Raw genomic sequence first — 343 nt, 5'->3', positions numbered from 1 at the left:
TTATTAACTTAACCACAGTTAAAGGTTTGATCTTTCGATCTACACTAATGTTTGCATGTTCCTACAAAAGTAAGAACGTTTGCCTTGTATGCTTTCTATCATTATCCAGTTTTCAAAGAACAAATGTCTGCGCCATTTGCTGACCGTAAGCGGTCTATATTGAAGTTTTAGAAAACGTTGAAACGCATTTCCACTTCAAAGGCAACAGTATTATTGTCAGTAACCCTAAAGGTTACCGGCCTGGCAACGTCCTACTCTCCCGGCCCGAATGGGCAAGTACCATCGGCGCTAGAGGGCTTAACGGTCGTGTTCGGAATGGGAACGTGTGTGACCCCTCTGCCAT

Annotated in this window: 1 rRNA gene; it reads right to left on the bottom strand. The window is 43.7% G+C overall.

Features of this window, described 5'->3' with window-relative positions:
- Positions 1 to 238: 238 nt before the first annotated feature.
- Positions 239 to 343 (bottom strand): 5S ribosomal RNA (gene rrf, locus O0550_RS24165); the annotation flags it as partial.

The sequence above is a fragment of the Brevibacillus halotolerans genome (assembly GCF_026891775.1).
In the GTDB taxonomy this organism is placed as follows: domain Bacteria; phylum Bacillota; class Bacilli; order Brevibacillales; family Brevibacillaceae; genus Brevibacillus_B; species Brevibacillus_B halotolerans.
Note: the sequence above shows the minus strand (reverse complement) of the source record. Positions and strands in the feature narration are given on the sequence as shown.